Genomic DNA, 18172 nt, shown 5'->3' with positions numbered 1-18172 from the left:
TGTGCTGAAATTCAGTGTTTTATACTTTTTTCAAAAAATTAATATTGGGAAAATATTCTGATTTTGAGGGATATTTTAAATATTTTATTGGATAAAATAAAGTATTGTTTAATTTAATTCATTGTAATCTCCAAAAATCACGATGTTTTATCTGATTTTATCCTATTGTCTCGTTTCTAAAAAATATAACATCATATGTTTATTTTTGCTATTTTTGAATAAACAATCATAAAATGTTACATTATAGGTTAGAAAAATACTTTTTATTTTTAGTATTAGTATTCGTTTCAATATCTGTGTTTTCTCAAACTAAGCCAAGGAAACCACAAAGAGAGAAGATGAGCGCTGAGAGTATGAAGGCAGGAGCATTTATAGATGTAAATGCCGCTTCTTATGCTCCCTCAGCTTACACGCCTACCCAACTTGTAAGAGATATATTAATTACAGGGGGCAGTAATTGTACAACACCTAATGTTACCAATGTGACGGTATCTCCTAATCTTCCGGCGACAGATAATAACAGATCTTGGGGATATTTCCATAGAGGAACAACAAATTTTCCATTTAAAGATGGGATTGTATTATCAACCGGTTATGCAAGAAATGCCGGGAATAATCCTGTTGCAGGTACTTTAAGCGATCAATTGGGATCTGGAGGAGATGCCGACCTTGCTCAAGTAATAGGTGGAACGGGAACTTTAAGTGATGCTGTTCTATTAGAGTTCGATTTTGTTCCCAACAGTACTCAGGTTAAATTCAATTATTTACTTGCCTCAGAAGAATATACTTCAAGTTTTCCATGTGATTTTGCTGATGCTTTCGCTTTACTATTAAAGCCTGTTTCGGGAGGTCCATATGTAAATATGGCGGTATTGCCTGGTGGAGCGGGCCCCGTAAGTATAACCAACATCCATCCGGCTATCGGTAGTAGCTGTGGGGCGGTGAACGAAATTTATTTCGGGGGATATAACACGGCCAATATTGAAACAAACTTTAATGGAAGAACAGTTCCTCTTACTGCAATTGCAACCGTAGTTCCCGGACAGGCGTATCATTTCAAAATGGTAGTAGCAGATTATGGGCCTTTTGGTCCGGATAGTATTTATGATACTGCAGTATTTTTAGAGGGAGGTTCTTTTGACATAGGCATTCAGATTGTAGATGAAAATGGTGCTCAGCTACCTGATACGATTAACATGTGTGATAATGCCCCTAAAGTATTAAAAGCTCAGGTGGGAACTGTTGCAGGAATGACCTTCCAATGGTACAAAGACGGAGTTATTATTCCGGGAGCTACCAATGTAACCTACACGGCTACACAACCTGGTGTGTATGAGGTAAAAGTAATGGTTCCTGGGAACCAATGTCCGGGAACGGCTAAAATTACCATAATTGGTGGAACTACACCTGCAGCACAAAACGCTTCATTAAAACTCTGTACCACTCCAACGGTTAGCAATTTTAACCTGAATGATGCCATCCCTTCTATTACGACAACACAAGGAGCGGTGATCAAGTTTTATCAAAATCAGGCTGATGCTACAGCGCAGAATAATAACTTTATTGTCAATCCGACAAGTTATAATGGAAACGACGGTCAGGTACTTTATGTAGTGGTTTCTAATGGCGGATTCTGTAGTAAAATAGTTACCCTGACTTTAATAAAAGAAGCTACTCCTGTTGCACAGGTTGCTGCTTCCAAAATGAAAATCTGTCTGGGGGAATCTGTAATTTTAACTGCTTCGGGAGGTTCAACATACCAGTGGAATAATACTACATCATCAGGGGCTACACAAACATTGAGCCCAACTCAGACTACAACATATACGGTGTATGCAATCGGAGCAAAAGGATGCAAATCGTTACAACCTGCAACCATAACAGTTGAAGTTGTTCCGGCAATTACTTCAGGACTTAAAGGCGGAATGATCTGTCTTGGGGATAGAATTACTTTGGATGCAGGAGCAGGACCTAATTATACTTATTTGTGGAATACAGGAGAGACAACACAGACCATTACAGTAGATGACGACGGGCCTTATACGGTTACAATCAGCAACGGTGTTTGTAGCAAAGACTTTACTACTCAGGTAATCCGGGCTATTGTTCCAGAAATTACAAACGTAGATTATAACGAAAATGGTACTCTTACCATTACAGCAGTAAGTAATGGGCCAATGGAATATTCAGTAGATAATGGCTTAACATGGCAGGATTCTAATGTATTCACAAACATTCCGAAAAATAAGTTTATCCCTATCAGAGTAAGAGTGAAAACGACAACTTGTGTAGGTGTTTTAGATTACTTTACGTTTGTTGTGAAAAATGTAATTACGCCTAACGGAGATAACGTTAATGATATCATTGACTTCAGAGAAGTGATTAATTATAAAGGATTTAACGCAATTATATTTGACCGTTACGGAAAAGCAGTTTATAAAGCAGAAAAAGTGAGACCATATTGGGATGGTTATTTCCAGGGGAAACGTCTTCCAACGGCTTCTTACTGGTATCAGATCTCATATGAAGATCCTGCCAATAAGACAACAGCGGTGAAAACAGGCTGGATTTTATTGAAAAACATTGAATAAAAGTTAAAACAACTATATTAAAAAGGCTAGCAATTTGTTAGCCTTTTTTAGGCTTTCATAAAATAGAATTGATATTTCAGGAAGGATAAGTTTATATGACTTATAATACAATTTGTCTGGAATTGAATTTCAATCAAAAAAAATAGTATTTTTGTTTAAAATAATATAAAATGTTAAATTGTAGGGCAAGAAGTTTATTTTTGGCTTTGTTTTTAATTCTTATAGGTAACTTTACTTTTTCTCAAAGTAGAGGTAAAACTGTAAGCAAGCAAAAAGCGAGTGCTCAGACTATGAAAGCGGGAGCTTTTATAGACGTTAATACTCCTGGTTATCCTGAATCAAGCTATGGTATCACCCAATTAATAAAAGATGTTTTAATCAATGGTGGTTCCACCTGTTCTACTGCTAATGTAACTAATGTGGTAGTGTCTCCCAATCTGTCTCCGAGCGATCAAAACCGCACCTGGGGATATTTCAACAGAGGTACAACCAATTTTCCGTTTGCCAAAGGTATTGTCCTTACTACAGGGCATGCCAGAAAAGCAGGGAATACTTTTCAGTCTCCTCAGCTGGGAGATGTTTTCGGACATATAGGAGATCCTGATTTAGCAGCAGCTTTAGGTGTTAATAATAATTCCTTGAATGATGCTACCTATATAGAATTCGATTTTGTTCCCACTTCTACAGAGGTTAAATTCAGATATTTATTCGCTTCAGAGGAATATGAAGGAAACTTCCCTTGTACTATTACAGACGGATTTGCATTGCTATTGAAAAAAGTAGGTGATCCTACTTATACCAATCTGGCAGTACTTCCCGGTGGAGCGGGACCCGTGAGCGTAACCAATATAGTTCCGGCAACCTATGCCTGCGGACCTAAGAATGCAGCCTACTTTGGTGGACAGAACACGGCCAATATAGAAACCAATTTTAGTGGACGAACTATTCCTTTAACAGCGCAAGCTACGGTAATCCCGGGGCAGACTTATCATTTTAAAATGGTTTTGGCGGATTATGATGACTCCAATTATGATTCCGGAGTTTTTTTGGAAGCCGGATCATTCGATATAGGAGTTCAGATTTTAAATTCTGCAGGTGTGGCACTTCCGCCATCTATCAATGTATGTGATAATCAGCCTCAGACTTTTACGGCATCTGCGCAGATTCCTAATGCTACTTATCAGTGGTTATTCAATAATGTTCCTATTACGGGAGCAAACACAATAAGCTATACCGCTACACAACCAGGGTTATATACCGTTCAAGTTTTCATTCCGGGAAATACATGTCCCGGAACGGCGAGTGTAACCATTGTAGGTGGAACTTCCCCGACAGTGCAGGATGCAACTCTCACCAGCTGTTATGTTGCGGGAAATGCTACATTTAATTTAACTTCAGCACAAACTTCAATCAGTACAACGCCGGGAGCAACGTTTGCTTACTATGTGAATCAGGCTGACGCTCAGGCTCAGAATGGAAATACTATTGCAACGCCTACTGCTTATTCAAGTCCGGGAGGCCAAACGGTATATGTTCTCGTTAAAAACGGGTTTTGCTCCAAAATAGCTCAGCTTCATCTGGTGAAAGCACCTCAGATGACGGCTACTATTGCGGCACCAACTCCATTAACCTGTACTAATTCTCAGATAACTTTAGATGCTTCTGCTTCAGTATATCCCGCAGGTTCAACATTCAACTGGACTACAACAGGGGGAAATATTGTTTCTGGTGGAAATACTCTTAATCCGGTAGTGAATGCAGCCGGTACTTATACATTAACTATTTCTACTACTTATCAGCCGGGAAATACCACCTGTACTGCAACCTCTACCGTAACGGTTGTAGGAGACAGTGCACCTCCTACAACAGGACTTACCGCTACGAAAGTTCTTATTTGTGCAGGGGAAACTGTAACATTAACGGCATCTGGCGGTGCGACCTATAACTGGGCATCATTACCAGGTACGGGAAATACCCAGGCTGTTACTCCTACCACTACTACGACCTATACTGTAACAGCAGTAGGAGCCAATGGCTGTGTTTCTCAAAATCCGGCAACCATTACTATAGAAGTTTCTCAACCCATTACAGTCCAAAATGCATCACTGCTTAAATGTTATGAGCCGGGAAATATCACTTACGATTTAACTTCAGCTCAACCTCAAATTACCACGGCAACAGGAGTAACGTTTACGTACTATGTGAATCTGGCCGATGCTCAGGCTCAAAATGGAAATACAATTGCTACTCCAACGGCTTATTCAAGTCCGGGAGGGCAGACAGTTTATGTGTTGGTTAAAAACGGAGGCTGTAGCTATGTGGTATCCCTGCAGTTACAAAAGACAGCTGAAACTACTTTAACAATAACGCCTCCGCAAACGATTACATGTACCACCACTCAGATTACGTTGAATGCTTCTGCCTCTGTAATTCCTGCGGGATCCACTATCGCCTGGACGACTACGGGAGGAAATATTGTTTCAGGAGCTAATACACTTACTCCGGTTGTGAACGCAGGAGGAACATATACTTTAACCGTGCAGAATACCACTCAGCCAGGAAATTTAACCTGTACCTATACGGCAAACGTAACAGTGAATGAAGATAAAGTTCTTCCGGTTGCCGGTCTTACATCATCACAACCACAAATCTGTGTTGGAGAATCAGTGACACTAACAGCTACTGGAGGAGTTACCTATAACTGGGGTGGTGGCTTACCTGGTACGGGAAGTACACAGGTAGTATCTCCTACGGTAACCACAACGTATACTGTATTTGCAGTAGGAGCCAATGGCTGTGTTTCTGCGAATCCTGCTACTGTAACAGTAATAGTGGGTCCGCCAACGGCAACTGTAGCCGCTTCAAAAACTAAAATATGTGCCGGGGAATCTGTTACATTAACGGCTTCCGGTGGTATTACATACAATTGGGTTGGATTAACAGGAAACGGGAATACCCAGATTGTTGCTCCTACTACAACTACTACATATTCCGTATATGCATTAGGAGGAAACGGATGTAGTTCCGTAAATCCTGCTACCATTACCATTGAAGTGGTGCCTGCTATTACTTCTACTTTACAGGACGTATATGTGTGTGTGGGTGATTCAGGAGTTCTGGATGCCGGAGCTGGACCTAATTATACTTACTTATGGAGTACAGGAGCAACCACACAAACCATTACTACTAATGTTGTGGGAACTTATACAGTTACAATCAGTAACGGAGTATGTTCTAAGACGTTCTCTGCTCAGTTGTTGAATCCGGATCTTCCGAAGTTTACGAATATCGTATATGATAACCACGTTCTGACTCTTACGGCTTCCAATCCTACAGGGGGTGTGTTAGAATACTCTATAGACGGTGGAGTCACATGGCAAACATCCAATATCTTCTATAATGTATTGGATAATACCAATTACAATATGATGGTCAGAGTAAAAGATGCAAAATGTAGTACTTCAATAAGCTATTATACTTTTGTGATCAGTAATGCCATCACTCCAAACCAGGACGGTATTAATGAAGGAATTGATTTCTCGGGAATAAGTAACTACAATAATTTTGCGGCTTCTATTTTTGACAGATATGGGGCGGAATTATTTAAAGCTACAAAATCTGAACCGGTATGGAGAGGCTCACTTAAAGGAATAAATCTTCCAACAGCAACTTATTGGTATCGGGTTCAGTGGGAAAATCCTGCCAGTAAGAAGCTTGAACTTCGCTCCGGCTGGATATTGCTGAAAAATAGAAACTAAATATAAAGGCGCCTCTATCAGGGCGCCTTTCTTGTTTTTTTAATCATAAAAAAAGTTAAATATTAGTACGATATATTCAAAAAAAAATTAAATTTGTTAAAACAAAAATATTATGAATAGAAATCTACTGTTTTTTTTCTTTTTATTGATTGCACCGTCCTTTTTCTTTTCTCAGAATCTTCCCAGAAAGCCTCAGAAAGAACAAGCTTCTGCATTATCCATGAAAGCAGGGGCTTTTATTGATATCAATGCTACGGGCTATAATGAATCCAATTATAGCATTACACAATTAGTAAAAGATGTTTTAATCTCTTCAGGAACCAATTCCTGTGTTACTCCCAATGTTTCCAATGTAGTGGTAAGTCCAAACCTTCCGGTAGGGAATGCCAACAGATCATGGGGATATTTCCACAAAGGAACCACTAATTTTCCTTTTAAAGACGGGATCGTATTGTCTACAGGATATGTAGTAAAAGGAGGGAATACATTGAATGCTGGAACATTGGGTGATGATTTACCAACAGGAAGTGACCCAGATTTAGTAGCGGCTACTAATCCTACAGGAACATTAAATGATGCTGTAATCTTAGAGTTTGACTTTGTACCGACTTCCAGTCAGGTAAAGTTTAATTATTTGTTTGCTTCTGAAGAATATACAGGTAGTTTTCCTTGTAGCTTCTCTGATGCATTTGCACTATTGTTGAGACCTGTTGCAGGTGGGCCTTATATTAACATGGCTGTATTACCCAGTGGTGCAGGACCTGTGAGTGTGACCAATATTCATCCGGCCACTCAGTTCAGCGGGGCACCGCTTAGCTGCGGAGCTGCTAACCCTACATTCTTCGGAGGGTATAACACAACCAATATCGAGACTAACTTTAATGGAAGAACTATTCCGCTTACCGCAACCGCAACTGTAGTGCCTGGACAGGCATATCACTTTAAAATGGTGTTAGCTGATGCTATTGACAGTTCGTACGACTCTGCGGTATTTCTGGAAGGAGGTTCTTTCAACATAGGTGTAGAGCTTCTTGATAATAACGGGGCTACTTTACCTGCAGAAATTAATGTCTGTGATAACGTTCCTCAGGTACTAACCGCTTCTGTTAACGATCCTATTATGACGTTCCAGTGGTTCTTTAACGGAACTCCAATACCGGGAGCAACTACCAATACAGTTACAGCTGTTCAGCCGGGAACCTATACTATTGAAGCAAGTGTTCCAGGGAATCCTTGTCCGGGAACTGCGTCTATTAAGATTAATGGTGGGACAACCCCATTAGCTCAGGATGCAACCTTGCTGCTCTGTACGACTCCGGATATAACAACGTTTGATCTCACTAATTCCATGTCATCCATAAGCCCAACACCGGGCGCTGTATTTTATTTCTATGAAAATCAGGCTGATGCTCAGGCTCAAAATGGAAACTATATTCAAAACATATTAAGTTATAACGGTACAGATGGGCAAATTTTATACGTTGTTGTATCCAATGGCGGTTTCTGTAGTGAATTAGTTGAACTGAAACTATTGAAAGAAGCAACTCCTGTAGCTCACCTTACTTCTTCTAGATTAAAAATTTGTCCGGGAGAAACGGTAAACTTTACCGCAACGGGAGGAAATACTTATTTGTGGAATAACTTCCCCGGTTCAGGTAATACCCAATCTGTAACACTATATCAGACGACAACATTCACGGTATATGCTATCGGACCGAAGGGATGTAAATCCCTGCAACCGGCAACTGTAACCGTAGAAGTTACTCCGGAAATTACTTCCCCTCTGAAAGATGTCGAAATGTGTATCGGAGACAGGATTACTTTAGATGCGGGTGCAGGACCAAACTATAAATACTTATGGAGCACAGGTGCTACTACCCAGACTATTAATGTAGACCAGATCGGAATTTATACGGTAACTATTGACAACGGATACTGTACAAAAACTTTCACATCGAAAGTAATGGCAGCTGCAAAACCATATATCACCAATTTGCAGTATGGAAACAATACATTAACGATCACTGCTCAGAATACTTCAATCAATAATATTTACGGAAACCTTGAATATTCTGTTGACGGTGGTATTTCATGGCAGGATTCAAATGTCTTCAACAACCTGTTGAATAACACAACCTATCATATTCAGGTAAGAATACAAGGTACCCATTGTACAGGGGAAATTGAATTCTATACATTGCATATCAATAATCTGATTACGCCTAACCAGGATGGGGTGAACGACGTATTAGATCTTACTGCATTTGGAGATTTTAATAATTTCACTGGATCTATCTATGACAGATACGGAGTGGAAATGTTCAGGTTCTCAAAAGAAACGCCGATCTGGGATGGTTCCGTAGGGGGTAAGAGACTTCCGACAGGTACTTACTGGTACAAGTTTAATTTTGAATATCCGAAATCAAAAGCTCAGATGCACTGGTCCGGATGGATCATGTTGAAAAACAGAGAATAATAAAAAACAGATAATGCAACAAAAAAGCCTTTCAGAGTTTGAAAGGCTTTTTATTTTTTTATTGGTTTGTTTTCCAGAGTGTGGTGAACGCAATAAAATCAGTTACACTCAGTTCCTCAGCTCTTTTATCCATAAACTCATGGGTTTTTAATGCTTCCGGAATAGTAAGGACTTTCAAGGCGTTGGAAAGTTTTTTTCTCCTTTGGTTAAAACCCGCTTTTACGATCTGTTTAAAGAGAACCTCATTGCCCGCAAGACCCTCTTTTGGACTCCTGGTGAGTCTGATAACACCTGATTTTACTTTAGGGGGTGGATTAAATACATTTTCGTGGACAGTGAAAAGATAGGAGACATCATAATAAGCCTGTACCAAAACCGATAAAATCCCATAATCTTTTGTTCTCGGAACAGCTGCTGTTCTTTCGGCAACTTCTTTCTGGAACATTCCTACCATTTCCGGAATCAGTTCATAATAGTCGATAATCTGAAATAAAATCTGTGAAGAAATATTATATGGGAAGTTTCCTATAATGGCAATTTGTTTCCCATTTACGAATGAAAAATCCTGCTTCAGAAAATCTCCTACGAAAGTCTCCTCAGTAATGGAAGAATAGTTGTTCTTCAGGTACTCTATGGATTCCTTGTCTATTTCAGCAAGGTAAATGTGTTGATCTTTTTCTAAAAGATATTTCGTAAGAACGCCCATTCCGGGACCCACTTCCATTACATTTTTATAGTTGTTGAAGCTTAACCCTTCTACAATTTTTTTAGCGATGTTTTCATCTGTCAAGAAGTGTTGACCAAGATGCTTTTTTGCCTTTACACTCAATGTTTTTTATGATTTTGTTAACAATGATTTTCCGAATTTCGTCCCAAATTTCGGAAGTTTTTTTCTATTTTAGCCAAAAATTTTAATATTAATGGCTAAATCTGTAGATGAATTTAATAAGAAAAGGCTTCGGTCCAGCAATATTACTGTAGTAATAAGTATTGCCTTAGTGTTATTTTTGTTGGGATTAATGGGATTGATTTTAATAAATGCTCAGAAATATTCCGACTATATCAAAGAACAATTGGTGGTGAACGCCTACTTTGATGAAAACTATGATGCTAAGGATTCAATGAAAATTGCCAAACTGGAGGAAGAAACTTTCAAAAAAGTACAGACTTTGGCTCCCGTTAAAAAAGCTACTTATATTTCAAGAGAAATGGCCTCTCAGGAAGCTAAAAAAAGTATGGGAATTGATGCGAATGCGCTTTTTGAAGAAAATATATTTCCATCATCTATAGAAGTCGCTTTAAAGCCGGAATATGTAGATCCGGCTAAAATTGATGAAGCCATCAAAATTATTAAATCCGTTCCGGGAATTACAGATGTTAAAAACGATAGTACCTTAATGGTGGAAGTTTATAATAACCTGAGCAGAATTCTAAAGTGGATTTTAGGATTTTCTATCTTATTCCTGATCTTAGCGGTAGTTTTAATTAACAATTCTATCCGCCTTAAAATATTTTCCAAAAGATTTATTATCAAAACCATGCAGCTGGTGGGAGCCAAGAGAAGGTTTATCCTAAAACCGTTTATCATTGAAGCTGTCGTTTTAGGTGCTATTGGTGCTGTAATAGGGTTGCTTGTTTTATTTGGAGTTTGGTATTATTTCACAAATCAGATTGGTTCTGCTTTCGTACAGGATAATCAACAGTATTTCTGGTTGATCTTGCTTGTACTTGGCGTAGGTATATTGATCACGGTTTTAAGTACCATTATAGCAACCTGGAGATTCTTAAGATCAAACGTTGACGATTTATATTACTCTTAAATAATGAGCAAAAAAACAAATAAGTTTTCCGCTGCAGATTTTGGCAGGGATACTGAAACCCCACAGGAAACGCCCTTTTACTTCGGACAGCAAAATTTCAAATGGATGCTGATCGGTTTAGCATTTATTGTAGTGGGATTTCTTTTGATGATGGGGCCGGACGCCAATACTGTAGACGGGAAATTAGATCCCAATCAATGGAATGATGATATTTTCTCTATTCGCCGGATCAGGATTGCACCATTGTTTGTTGTGATTGGTTTTGCCATAGAGGTATATGCGATTCTAAAAAGAAAATAATAAATTTTTGATACAAGGATTAAAAGATTAAAGAATTAAAGATCAGACCCCTCTGAAACATTCATTTGAAAGAGTATTAAATAAATGATTCATCTTTCAGGATTATGTTTTAGGCCTGAAAATCTTTTAATTCTTTAATCTTTTAATATTTCAATTTTTGAAAGAATATGGATTTAATAAAAGCAATTATTATTGCCATTATAGAGGGACTTACTGAATATCTGCCTATCTCTTCTACGGCACATATGGGATTTACAGCAAGTTTGCTAGGACTGGAGGATGATGAGTTTCTAAAAATGTTTCAGGTTTCCATTCAGTTTGGAGCCATCCTTTCTGTAGTGGTGGCTTACTGGAAAAAATTTTTTGATTTTAGCAATATCAAGTTTTATTATAAGCTTGGTTTTGCCGTTATACCTGCTTTGGTTTTAGGCTATATTTTTGATGATAAAATAGAGGCGGTCCTTGGAAATCAGATTGCAATCTCTTCGGTGCTGGTGATAGGAGGAATTATTTTGTTGTTTGCGGATAAATGGTTTAAAAATGCAAAAATTGATGACGAAAAAGGAATAACAGTAAGAAATGCAATCACCATAGGTCTTTGGCAATGCCTGGCGATGATGCCCGGAACAAGCCGAAGCGCAGCTTCCATTATCGGAGGTATGGCGCAGGGATTAACCAGAAAAGCAGCCGCTGAGTTTTCATTTTTTTTAGCTGTTCCTACCATGCTTGCCGTTACTGTGTACTCGGTATTCCTTAAAACCTGGGGTAAGGAAACAGGAAACCCTCAGAAAGGGTATGAAATGATCCTGTCTTCACAGGACCATATTACCATATTCCTTGTTGGTAATTTAGTGGCTTTTATCGTGGCATTGATTGCTATTAAAGCATTTATAGGAATGCTGAACAAATATGGTTTCAAACCTTGGGGATGGTACCGTATTTTTGTTGGGATAGCTTTGTTGATCTATTTCTATTTTTTTAAGTAAAAACAACCGTATTTCATTACCCTTTACTCATAATTTAATGACAGCCGAAGAACTACAGTCAGGACAGATATTTCTATTGGACAAGCCGTTGGATTGGACTTCTTTTCAGGCGGTCAATAAAATGAAGTATAAACTCAAAAGGGAGTTTAAGCTTCCTAAAAAATTTAAAATTGGACACGCCGGAACGTTAGATCCCAGAGCGACAGGGCTTCTCATTGTGTGCTGTGGAAAATTTACCAAGAAAATTCCGGAAATACAGGATGCCCCTAAAGAATACTGGACGGAAATCAAAATAGGAGTTCAGACTGAGAGCTATGATACGGAAAAACCTGAAATTCTTCATCAGGACATTTCCCATATTTCAGAGGAATTTATCAGGGAAACTTTGAAGAAATTTGTAGGAGAAATAGAGCAGAAGCCGCCCGTGTTTTCTGCTATAAAAATTGATGGCGAAAGAGCCTATAATTTAGCAAGAGCCGGTGAGGAGGTGGAAATGAAATCCAGGAAAACCACGATCTTTTATGTGGAAGATATTAAGATCAATCTTCCTTATGTAAATTTTATGGTGGGATGTTCAAAAGGAACCTATATCCGTAGTCTTGCTCATGATATTGGGCAGGAACTTGGCGTAGGGGCATATCTGACGCAACTGAGAAGAACCAAAATCGGGAATTATCGGATTGAGGAGGCCACCAGCCAGTTTCTGGATAATGATTTCAGGTTTGAAAACCTTAACAACGAAGATTATGCAGGAGAAAACACGCATTAACAAATACCTTTCAGAAGTGGGGTACTGCTCCAGAAGAGCAGCAGATAAGTTATTGGAAGAAGGGAGAATAAAAGTGAACGGAAAAATTCCTGAACTGGGTACGAAAATCTCGGATGAAGACATAGTGGAAGTAGACGGAAAACCTATTCGTGAGTTGCAGGAAAAACCCGTATATATTGCTTTTAATAAGCCTGTGGGGATTGTGTGTACAACAGATACCAAACGCGAGAAAAACAATATTGTAGATTATATCAGCCACCCAAAAAGGATTTTCCCGATCGGAAGACTGGATAAACCCAGTGAAGGCCTTATCCTGCTGACAAGTGACGGAGATATCGTGAACAAAATTCTAAGAGCCAGAAATAACCACGAAAAAGAATATCTCGTACGGGTAGACAAACCCATCACACCAAAATTTCTGGAAAAAATGCGGAATGGAGTTCCTATTTTAGACACTGTGACCAGAAAATGCGAGGTAGAAAAAATTGATGAAATGAATTTCCGTATCGTTCTCACCCAAGGTCTTAACCGGCAGATCCGGAGAATGTGCGAATACCTGGGTTACGAGGTGAAAAAACTGAAAAGAATCCGTATCATGAACATCAAATTAGATCTTCCCATCGGAAAATGGAGAGATCTCACCGATGAAGAACTTTCTGCACTGAATATCCTTTTAGAGGATTCCAGCAAAACTGCGGATTAATGGAAATTTTTAACTCAAACTCAAAAACTCATACTATTTTAAGTATAGTTTCATTTTTGCTTCATATTCCGGTTTCAGTTTCAGCAGTTTCCAGATCTTTTTTTCATCCGGATTGCTTATACGATAGAAAATAATTTTGTCTGCTGAATATTTAAAATACGGATGATTTTTCATCCATTCTTCGGGAGCATCGAGGAGTGTATATTTTAAAACATCCGAAGAGTTGAGCTGACAAATCGAGATGAGTTTCCCTACCAGTTCCTTATCAATATTATATGTTTCCAGGATCTGTTCCTTTGTAATAAATCCGCCGAGCTTTTTACGGAATCCGATCATAGATGCTGCACTTTTTTCATCAAGCCCGAATTCCAGAAGCTGCTTAAAAGTAATTTTATTCAGATCTGTTTTTGAGAAATCTGTTTTCTCCTGACTTACGGTAAAGCTGGAAGGGTTTATCTTTATGTAGGGTTTCAATTCTTCAAACTTTTCAGTAGAAATAACGAAACACTTCTGGATATCATCAAGGCTTTTAAAACTTCCTTTCAAATTTCTGTCCCGATAATTAACAATAACTTTAGCCTGGTTTTGTGAAAAGCCAAGAGATTTCCATCCCTCCACATCAAGGGCATTAGGGTCAAATGAATGATGCTGTTTTTTAGATTGTATTCCTTGACCGGATAAATTACCAGGACCCGTGTCCGGTAAAATGAGATGAGGTTCTAATTGACGGTAGTCCTCTTCACTGATGATGAAACATTCTCTGAATTTTTCTTTGCTGATAAAGCTTCCGCCCAGGTGTTTTTTATAGGTAAGAATAGCGTCTGCCTGCTTTTCGGAAAAGCCCATTTGAACCCAACGCTCCGCAGAAATATCGTCTGGATTGAATTTTCCGGAAAGGATAAGTAATTTCTTTTCATGCTTTTTGGGCATATATATCCCTGCTTCCTGACTGGTTTCAGGAAGTAGAATATAGGGGCTTAATTCTTTAAACTTTTCCGGCTTAACGGCATAACATCTCCTTAATTGTGCTTTAGAGATAAATTTCCCTCCGATCAGTTCCTTATAATGAAGAATGGTAGTGGTTTGTTTTTTTGAAAAACCAAGCTCCTGCCATTGTTGGGCATTAAGATCATTTGGATCAAACTCAGATAAAGGAACCTTATTTTCAGAAATAAAGTACACCTCAGAAAAGTTTTCCTTTTTGCCTGTATATTTTTGAAAGCCGGATAGGATAATGAGTAGCATTCCCAGAAATGCTACCTTTTGGTAATAATCTTTTTTCATCATGGAGTAAACTTAATGATAAAAACAGATTTCAACAATAAGTTATGGTGCATTCATATATTTATCATTAAAATTTATCTGAATTTGTTTTTAAAATAAAAGTAAACTCTATTTATTTAGAATTTTTTTAATGATTGATAGTGACTTTTAAAGTTTGATAAATGGTTGATTGAGAATCAATTTGTATCGGTGTATATTTTGTGATTTAAAAAAAATAACCCTCCAATTAGAGGGTTTATTGATGATGAAAATTATTTATTCGGTATCCTTTTCTACTAATGATTCTTTAAGTTTCAGAAGTTCGGCTTTTACGAATTCCAGCCGGTCTATTAAAGTAATCGTTTCAGAGATTTTACTGTTAGTCGTCAATGCAATACGGGCACCATCCAAAGTATAGCCTTTTTCTTTTACCAGGTGGTAAATAATCTGGAGATTTTTGATATCTTCCGGAGTGAAGTATCGGTTTCCCTTTTTATTCTTTTTAGGTTTAATAATAGGGAATTCCTGTTCCCAATACCGTATTAATGAGGTGTTTACATCAAAAGCCTTGGCTACTTCTCCTATCGAATAATACAGTTTATCAGGTAAATTTATTTTCATTTTTACTAATCCTAAACTCCAAAGATAAAATTTTTTAAAATGTGTTACAAATATGAGCTAACTATTGTTGAGTTCCACCTTAAGATTCGGAATTTGCGAATTATTTAACATAATAAATTTTGTATTATGATTTTCTTAAAAGAATCTGTTTTTTTGTAACTTGTGAACGAAATCTCTTCTGAGAATCAATATAATACCAACCTAAAGTATATCAAATATGAAACGTTCTTTATTTATTATGCTGCTGTTAACACCATTTTTAGGGTTTTCACAGTGGTCAAAAACGGAATTACGGTCCCAAAAAGTCAAGGAATCTCAACAAAAACTGGAATATTCGGCATTGTATTCACTGAATGCAGATCAATTGAGGCAAACATTAAAAAACGCTCCGGAACGATCTTCTGGCAGCAAAGGAATTATTGTTTCCATTCCAACAATCAATGGAGAGATAGAGAAATTTCAAGTTTGGGAGTTTTCCAATATGGCTCCTGAATTGCAGGCAAAATATCCGGACATCAGATCTTATGTAGGAATTGGAATAGATGACCCTAGCGCTTATTTAAGGTTCAGTATGTCGCCTACCGGATTTTCATCCATGCTTTCCAGATCCGGGAACTCAGAATATATAGAAGCATATACAGAAGACAGAAATGTGTATGCTGTTTTTGATTCCAATGCCAGAAGAAACCAAACTAAAGATCCTTTTGAATGTAAGACTCCCGAAGATATGGGAGCATCTCCGGAAAAAAAAAGCAGTGCTGTAAATAAAAAAATTGCAGGTTTTAATACTTTCAGATTAGCTATAACCTGTACCCATGAATATGCAGAATATCATATAACCGCAGCGGGTCTTCCCGGAACAGCTACCGAAGCTCAAAAAAAAGCAGCCGTATTAGCTGCCATGAATGCTTCCGTTACACGTATGAACGGAGTTTTTGAAAGAGATTTATCTCTTCACTTCAACCTGGTTGCCAACAATGATTTGATTATTTATACAAGTGCGGCTACCGATCCTTATACACAAGGAGATGAAATTTCGGATGTTCAGAGTGAAATTGATACAGAAATAGGTTCTGCTAATTATGATATGGGGCATATATTTGATAAAGAAAATGGAAGTGGCTATGCTCCGGGAGATATATGTGACAATACTTCGAAAGCCATGGGCTGGACTGCGAGTAATTTCCCTGAAGGAGATACATTTGATATTGATTATGTCGCTCACGAAATGGGGCATCAGCTGGGAGCTAATCACTCTTACAGCTATCAAAACGGGTCCGCCAATCCCAATTCTTTAGTTGAACCTGGTAGCGGCTCTACCATTATGGCTTATACGGGAATTACAAATAGCTATGATGTTCAGTTTAATTCGGATGATTATTTCCAATCTTTCAATATTACAGAAATAAAAAATAGAATAAACAGCGTTACCTGTGGAACGAATACTCCTTTTGCCGGAGCAGCTCCAATGGTTAATGCCGGAGCAGATTATACCATTCCCCAATCCACGCCTTTTGTATTGAAAGGAACAACACCGGATGCCGGTAGCTCATCTTATACTTATGCCTGGGAACAAATGGATCCGGCTGGTGGCCAATTTGCTGCCAATTCTATTCCTTATGCAGCGAAACCTTCCGGTCCTACATTCAGATCTTTAAAGCCGGTAAGTACTCTAACAAGATATTTCCCTGATTTTAATAAGGTATTGGGAGGCGTTTTAACGACAAAATGGGAAACTGTATCCAGTGTAGGAAGAAATCTTAATTTTGATATCACAGTCAGAAACAACAATCCGTTAGATCCGCAAACCAACAGAGACAGAACGGTGATTACTGTGAATGCAGCTTCCGGTCCGTTCCGGGTAACAGCTCCCGCATTCGGACAGTCATTAAACTCAGGATCTGCCACTACCATAACCTGGGATGTTGCAGGGACAACAGCTGCACCTGTAAGTACCGCCAATGTCAATATTAAACTTTCCACTAATGGTGGACAAACATTTACCACTCTGGTAGCCAATACCCCTAATGATGGTAGTGAACAAGTTACCATACCTGCAGGTTCCACAGCTACCAATGCTTATATTATGGTTGAACCTGTAAATAATGTCTATTATGCAGTAAGTCCAAGTTTCGTAATTGATTATTCGGTAACGGGAGAAACGTGCAACACCTATACTTATAGTGGTCCTGCTGTAACGATTACTGACAGTCCTGGTGGAAATGCCATTTCCTCACCAAGAGTTTTTGCTCCGTTAACGGTTAATAATACAGGAACTATTACTAAAATTAAGGTAACTCCAAATATATCGCATACTTATGTACAGGATGTGTCTGTCGGAATAGAAGGTCCTTTGGGAACGTCCGCTCTTATATGGAACAGATCATGTACTAATCAGGATAATATTATAGCATCTTTCAGTGATGCAGGAACTGTGACTACTTGTGCCACACCGATTCAGGGTGAAAGGAAATCGGCTGAAACATTAGAAATATTTAAAGGCAGTTCTCCGCAAGGGCAATGGAGGTTATTTGCTTCGGATAATTTTCCGGGAGACGCAGGAACTATTAATTCATGGTCTCTTGAGGTATGTACCCGTGCTACTCAGGCTATATTAGGAGTGAATGAAGCACCTGCTGTAAATAATGATATTAAGATCTATCCGAACCCAAGCAATGGTAATTTCTTTATTAAATCAAGAAACTTATCAGGAGATGTGAAGGTAACTTTGTTTTATTCCAGCGGTAGATTGATTCATTCTTCTTCATATAAGGGAGCTGGGGATCATACTCAGGAATTTAATCTGAACATGCCTAAAGGCGTTTATATCATCAACTTAAATTCTTCTAAGGGAGTATTCAGCCAAAAACTGATCGTTAAGTAAA

12 protein-coding genes are annotated in these 18172 nt (G+C 38.3%); 9 read left to right on the top strand and 3 right to left on the bottom strand.

Translation table 11 applies throughout. The features are described from left to right. The first annotated feature begins 338 nt into the window (after positions 1 to 338). From ACGHIN_RS08890 to ACGHIN_RS08880, 3 genes are all read left to right on the top strand, one after another. Positions 339 to 2591 (top strand): choice-of-anchor L domain-containing protein, encoded by a 2253-nt coding sequence (locus ACGHIN_RS08890; RefSeq protein ID WP_390452659.1) that lies wholly within the window; start codon positions 339 to 341, stop codon positions 2589 to 2591. Between the two features lie 170 nt (positions 2592 to 2761). After that, complete coding sequence (locus ACGHIN_RS08885; RefSeq protein ID WP_390452657.1) at positions 2762 to 6349, top strand: choice-of-anchor L domain-containing protein; 3588 nt, start codon at positions 2762 to 2764, stop codon at positions 6347 to 6349. A gap of 112 nt (positions 6350 to 6461) precedes the next feature. Next, positions 6462 to 8825, top strand: coding sequence for a choice-of-anchor L domain-containing protein (locus tag ACGHIN_RS08880; RefSeq protein ID WP_390452656.1), 2364 nt, complete (start codon positions 6462 to 6464; stop codon positions 8823 to 8825). A 58-nt stretch (positions 8826 to 8883) separates the two neighbouring features. Here the strand turns inward: ACGHIN_RS08880 and rsmA are convergent, their stop codons facing one another. Beyond that, entirely contained in the window at positions 8884 to 9654 is a 771-nt protein-coding gene (gene rsmA / locus ACGHIN_RS08875; RefSeq protein WP_390452654.1) for a 16S rRNA (adenine(1518)-N(6)/adenine(1519)-N(6))-dimethyltransferase RsmA, read from the bottom strand. Positions 9655 to 9745: 91 nt separating this feature from the next. On the opposite strand from rsmA, the gene ACGHIN_RS08870 reads away from it, so the two are divergent. From ACGHIN_RS08870 to rluF, 5 genes are all read left to right on the top strand, one after another. After that, complete coding sequence (locus ACGHIN_RS08870) at positions 9746 to 10645, top strand: cell division protein FtsX (RefSeq protein ID WP_390452653.1); 900 nt, start codon at positions 9746 to 9748, stop codon at positions 10643 to 10645. Positions 10646 to 10648: 3 nt separating this feature from the next. After that, on the top strand, positions 10649 to 10945 hold the full coding sequence (locus tag ACGHIN_RS08865; RefSeq protein ID WP_390452652.1) for a DUF3098 domain-containing protein: 297 nt from the start codon (positions 10649 to 10651) through the stop codon (positions 10943 to 10945). Positions 10946 to 11112: 167 nt separating this feature from the next. Then, a complete protein-coding gene (locus ACGHIN_RS08860) occupies positions 11113 to 11931 on the top strand; it encodes an undecaprenyl-diphosphate phosphatase (RefSeq protein WP_390452650.1) in 819 nt (272 codons plus the stop codon). Positions 11932 to 11968: 37 nt separating this feature from the next. Continuing rightward, entirely contained in the window at positions 11969 to 12700 is a 732-nt protein-coding gene (gene truB, locus ACGHIN_RS08855; RefSeq protein ID WP_390452648.1) for a tRNA pseudouridine(55) synthase TruB, read from the top strand. Continuing rightward, on the top strand, positions 12678 to 13403 hold the full coding sequence (rluF, locus tag ACGHIN_RS08850) for a 23S rRNA pseudouridine(2604) synthase RluF (protein WP_390452646.1): 726 nt from the start codon (positions 12678 to 12680) through the stop codon (positions 13401 to 13403). Before truB ends, rluF begins: the two co-directional genes overlap by 23 nt. Before the next feature lie 33 nt (positions 13404 to 13436). On the opposite strand, the gene ACGHIN_RS08845 is transcribed toward rluF, so the two are convergent. Both ACGHIN_RS08845 and ACGHIN_RS08840 read right to left on the bottom strand, forming a co-directional pair. Further along, a complete protein-coding gene (locus tag ACGHIN_RS08845; RefSeq protein WP_390452645.1) occupies positions 13437 to 14690 on the bottom strand; it encodes a ComEA family DNA-binding protein in 1254 nt (417 codons plus the stop codon). 252 nt (positions 14691 to 14942) lie between these two features. Continuing rightward, positions 14943 to 15287 (bottom strand): MerR family transcriptional regulator, encoded by a 345-nt coding sequence (locus tag ACGHIN_RS08840; protein WP_123263255.1) that lies wholly within the window; start codon positions 15285 to 15287, stop codon positions 14943 to 14945. A gap of 217 nt (positions 15288 to 15504) precedes the next feature. Between ACGHIN_RS08840 and ACGHIN_RS08835 the strand changes: the two genes are divergently transcribed. After that, on the top strand, positions 15505 to 18171 hold the full coding sequence (locus ACGHIN_RS08835) for a reprolysin-like metallopeptidase (RefSeq protein WP_390452644.1): 2667 nt from the start codon (positions 15505 to 15507) through the stop codon (positions 18169 to 18171). Position 18172: the final 1 nt, after the last annotated feature.

It is taken from the genome of Chryseobacterium barbadense (genome assembly GCF_042849955.1).
Classification (GTDB): domain Bacteria; phylum Bacteroidota; class Bacteroidia; order Flavobacteriales; family Weeksellaceae; genus Chryseobacterium.
The sequence above is the reverse complement of the archived record's forward strand: the minus strand, read 5'-3'. Positions and strand labels throughout refer to the sequence as shown.